The 4,295-nt window shown below is 31.1% G+C and carries 4 protein-coding genes; 2 read left to right on the top strand and 2 right to left on the bottom strand.

Annotated features, from left to right (window positions below; translation table 11 throughout):
* Both AB1Z17_RS02815 and lpxD read right to left on the bottom strand, forming a co-directional pair.
* A partial coding sequence (locus AB1Z17_RS02815; protein ID WP_368050273.1) for a hypothetical protein occupies positions 1 to 440 on the bottom strand: 440 nt, incomplete at its 3' end.
* A gap of 56 nt (positions 441 to 496) precedes the next feature.
* Positions 497 to 1,483 carry a UDP-3-O-(3-hydroxymyristoyl)glucosamine N-acyltransferase gene (gene lpxD / locus AB1Z17_RS02810; RefSeq protein WP_368050272.1) on the bottom strand — a complete coding sequence of 329 codons (987 nt, stop codon included), beginning with the start codon at positions 1,481 to 1,483 and terminating at the stop codon, positions 497 to 499.
* Between the two features lie 213 nt (positions 1,484 to 1,696).
* On the opposite strand from lpxD, the gene AB1Z17_RS02805 reads away from it, so the two are divergent.
* Both AB1Z17_RS02805 and AB1Z17_RS02800 read left to right on the top strand, forming a co-directional pair.
* Positions 1,697 to 4,045, top strand: a complete 2,349-nt coding sequence (locus AB1Z17_RS02805; RefSeq protein WP_368050271.1) for a DNA topoisomerase 3 — start codon at positions 1,697 to 1,699, stop codon at positions 4,043 to 4,045.
* The coding region (locus tag AB1Z17_RS02800) for a pseudouridine synthase (RefSeq protein ID WP_368050270.1) at positions 4,032 to 4,295 on the top strand (264 nt) is incomplete at its 3' end. The genes AB1Z17_RS02805 and AB1Z17_RS02800, both read left to right, overlap by 14 nt.

Raw genomic sequence — 4,295 nt, 5'->3', positions numbered from 1 at the left:
GGAGACCATTGTATTTCGTCTAGAACGCCATCTGTTAACCAAAAGTTGATGGATTTTTCATCAATTTCAATTACTTTATGATCTTCATTGTCGTTATCTGAACAATCTTCAACAAATACTTCTCCTAAATCAATTTCATCTAATTGATCAACTAATTTTTTTTCACTTAAACCAATTAGGGAAGCCTCCTCTAATTCATAAAAATCTGAGCTTACAGAAAACATCATTAATTTCCAATTTTCAGCTTCATCAAAACTAATTGATAAAAACAATTCGTCATATTCCCAAGATTCTGTTGTATCGTTTGCAGCATCAGAATGCGAATATTTGTCAATAAATTCTGGTTCTCCAAGTAATTCTTTAACTTGATCTCTAGACATTCCAAATTTTAGAAATCCCAGTCCAATGCCAGGCTTAATTTCTTTTAATTCTTTTAACATTATAAAATTTAATTAATAATTTTTAAGCAAATATAATTTATTATCCGTTACTAAATTTATCCTTTTCCAAGCTTTTTTAATGCAACCCATTGTCTAAACATATCTCTTGCATCTGTAGCAGGATAACCAACTACTGTTTTACCCGCAGGAACATCGCTCATTACACCAGAACCACCACCAACAACAGCTCCGGAGCCAATTGTAACATGGTCTTTTATTGAAGATGCTCCACCAATAACAACGCCATCTCCTAAAGTAACTGAACCAGCCAAACCACTACTTCCTGCCATAATACATGAACGACCTAAAATACAATTATGAGCAATTTGAACTAAATTATCAATTTTACAGCCATCACCAATTATTGTAGAGCTAAATTTTGCACGATCAACAGATGAATTTGCACCAATTTCTACATTATTTCCAATTATAACATTACCAATATGAGGTATTTTAACCAATCCGCTACTATCTGGTCGATACCCAAAGCCATCCGCTCCAATACTTACATTTGAATGAAAAATACAATCACTTCCTATCTCTGTGCGCTCACGAATAACAGTTCCAGACCAAACTAAAGTTCTATTTCCAATTATAGTAGCATCAAAAATTGCAACATTCGGATATAAAATTACACCATCACCTATTTCAACATCTTTGCCAACATAACAATTTGCTCCAATTTTACAATTTGCTCCAATTTTTGCAGTTTCGTGAATTACAGCAGTTGGGTGTAAATCAACATCAAATTGCGGAAGACTTGGATTAAAAATCTCTAACACTTTTGCCATTGCCAAATCAGCATTTTTAACTTTTATAATTGCTCTGTTTTCTAACGGCTCAACATTTAAATTTTCACTAATAATTGCCGCACATGCATTTGATGTTCCCCACAAATGAACATACTTTTTATTTCCTATAAAAGTAATTTGATCTGTTGATGCTTTTTCTATGTGTTCCGGTCCTGTAATTTTCTGAGTAGTATCGCCTATTAATTCACCATTTAATAGCGTATTAATTTCTTTAATTGTAAATGATTTCATTGATTAATTTTAGTTTAAGCTATAATTTCTAAAAGCTCTAAATATATTGTTTTTAATTTAATAGTTACTTACTTTGGTTCCAAATAAAAAACTAAATTATAGCTACTCAAAAAAATTTATTTTATACATCTAAGTTTATAGTGTATTTTAAAAATGTTGGTTCCTAATTCTATTAAAATTTAGTACTTTGCAACTTTAAAAATCAACTATTAAATGAAAGTTTGTATTGCCGAAAAACCAAGTGTTGCTCGCGAAATTGCTACTGTCTTAGGAGCAACCACAAAACGTGATGGGTATTTTGAAGGAAACGGTTATGCGGTTACTTATACTTTCGGACATTTATGTACCCTTTTTGAACCAAACGACTACAAACCGCATTGGAAAAGTTGGGATTTAAATAACTTGCCAATGCTTCCCGAAAGGTTTAAAACTAAAGTTGTTGCAAATGATGGCATACAAAAGCAATTTAATATTGTAAAAAGTTTATTTGACAGAGCCGATGTAATTATAAATTGTGGTGATGCCGGGCAAGAAGGAGAATTAATTCAACGTTGGGTTATTAATCAGGCAAATTATAAAGGTGAAGTACAACGTTTATGGATTTCCTCTTTAACTACTGAAGCAATAAAAGAAGGTTTTCAAAATTTAAAGCCTTCAAAAAATTACGATAATTTATATTATGCAGGTTTTTCTAGAGCCATTGGAGATTGGTTATTAGGAATGAATGCCACTAGATTATACACCGTTAAACACGGTGGCTACAAGCAAATGTTATCCGTTGGGCGTGTTCAAACTCCAACTTTAGCAATGCTTGTAAATAGGTTTAAAGAAATTGAAAATTTTAAACCACAACCGTATTGGGAATTACAAACACTTTATAGAGAAACACAATTTAACTGTGAAGAAGGACGATTTTTAAAGAAAGAAGATGGTGAATTTTTAACTAATAAAGTAAAAGAAAGTGACTTTGAAATTATTTCGACTACAAAAAAGAAAGGAAAAGAATATGCTCCAAAACTATTCGATTTAACTGGTTTACAAGTATATTGTAATAATAAATTTGGTTTTTCTGCTGATGAAACGTTGAAAATTGTACAAAAACTGTATGAACAAAAAGTAGTTACCTATCCAAGAGTTGATACAACTTTCTTACCGAATGATGTGTATCCTAAAATTCCAGCAATTTTAAAAAACTTAACCAATTACAAAACTTTAACGCAACCTTTATTAGTAAAAAAAATAAAGAAATCATCCAGAGTTTTTGATGATAAAAAAGTAACTGATCACCACGCAATAATACCTACAGGTGTGCAAATAAACTTGCAATACAACCAACAACAAATTTATGATATTATTACAAAACGCTTTATTGCCGTTTTTTACGATGAATGTGCAGTGTCAAATACAACTGTAACAGGAAAAGCTGACACTGTTTCTTTTAAAACTACAGGAAAAGAAATTTTAAAAAAAGGATGGAGAATTGTATTTGAATCCCCCGATTCAACTAAAAAGGAAACTGGTATTTTACCAACATTTATTAAAGGAGAAAAAGGACCTCACCAACCTTCGTTCCTAGAAAAAGAAACAAAACCTCCAAAACATTTTTCTGAAGCCACACTTTTACGATCAATGGAAACCGCTGGAAAACAGGTAGATGATGATAATTTAAGGGAATTAATGAAAGAAAACGGAATTGGCAGACCCTCCACACGAGCAAATATTATTGAAACACTTTTTAAACGTAAATACATTGTTCGTAATAAAAAACAATTGTTGCCAACCACTACTGGAATTAAATTAATTGACACCATTCAAAACGAATTATTGAAATCTGCTGAACTCACTGGAAGATGGGAAAAAAGACTGAAAGAAATTGAACAAGGAACTTTTAACGCTGGAACTTTTATAAAAAATATGAAAAAAATGGTTGATAATTTAGTGTATGAAGTTCGCTCTGAAAAAGTAAGAGCTAATATTTCAGCTGTATCAACTTCAAAAAATAATGCTTCGACTCCACTCAGCACCCGTGATTCGACGACTCGCAAAACATCAAAAAGTAACAATGGAATTACCACTGAAAAATGCCCAAAGTGTAATTCTGGAACTATTTTAAAAGGTTCAACTGCTTATGGCTGTAGCAATTATAAAAATGGTTGCGATTTAAAACTTCCTTTTACCTTTTTAGATAAAAAAATATCTGAAAATCAGTATATCAGATTGTTAAAAAAAGGTTGTACTGTAAATTTAAAAGGATTTAAAACTGAAAATGGTACTGTTGAAGGCTTGGTACGTTTTGATGAAAACTTTAAATTAAAATTGGAAGAAAAGAATACTTCCGCCTCAAATAATAAAATTTCTACACCTTCAATACTGACAGCTAATAAAATTAGTTGCCCAAAATGCAAAAAAGGAACTATATTAAAAGGTAAATCTGCTTACGGTTGTAGCGAATACAAAAATAGTTGCGATTTTATTTTTAGTTTCGATGACATTAGAAAAAAAGCTGCTGGACAAACACTTTCCAAAGAATTGGTTTACACTATTTTAAATGGGAAACACTAAACATCAACATTTTGCAATTTACAAACCTGATGGTTATTTAAGTCAGTTTGTAAATAATGAGCAACGAAAAAATAAAAAGAAATTATTAGGTGAATTTTACGCTTTTCCAGAAAACACAATGGCAATTGGGAGATTAGATGAAAAATCTGAAGGCTTATTATTACTAACAACCGATGGTAAAACAAGTGATTTTATTAGAAGTAAGCAGATAGAAAAAGAGTATTTTGTTCAAGTTGATGGTGTAATTTCT

Origin of the sequence: Lutibacter sp., assembly GCF_040883305.1 — a bacterium.
Taxonomy (GTDB): Bacteria; Bacteroidota; Bacteroidia; order Flavobacteriales; family Flavobacteriaceae; genus Lutibacter.
Note: the sequence above shows the minus strand (reverse complement) of the source record. Positions and strands in the feature narration are given on the sequence as shown.

What these genes read in the sequence shown, in the direction of transcription:
- lpxD (WP_368050272.1), bottom strand. Translation starts at nt 1,483, where the DNA reads ATGAAATCATTTACAATTAAAGAAATTAATACGCTATTAAATGGTGAA.
- AB1Z17_RS02805 (WP_368050271.1), top strand. Translation starts at nt 1,697, where the DNA reads ATGAAAGTTTGTATTGCCGAAAAACCAAGTGTTGCTCGCGAAATTGCT.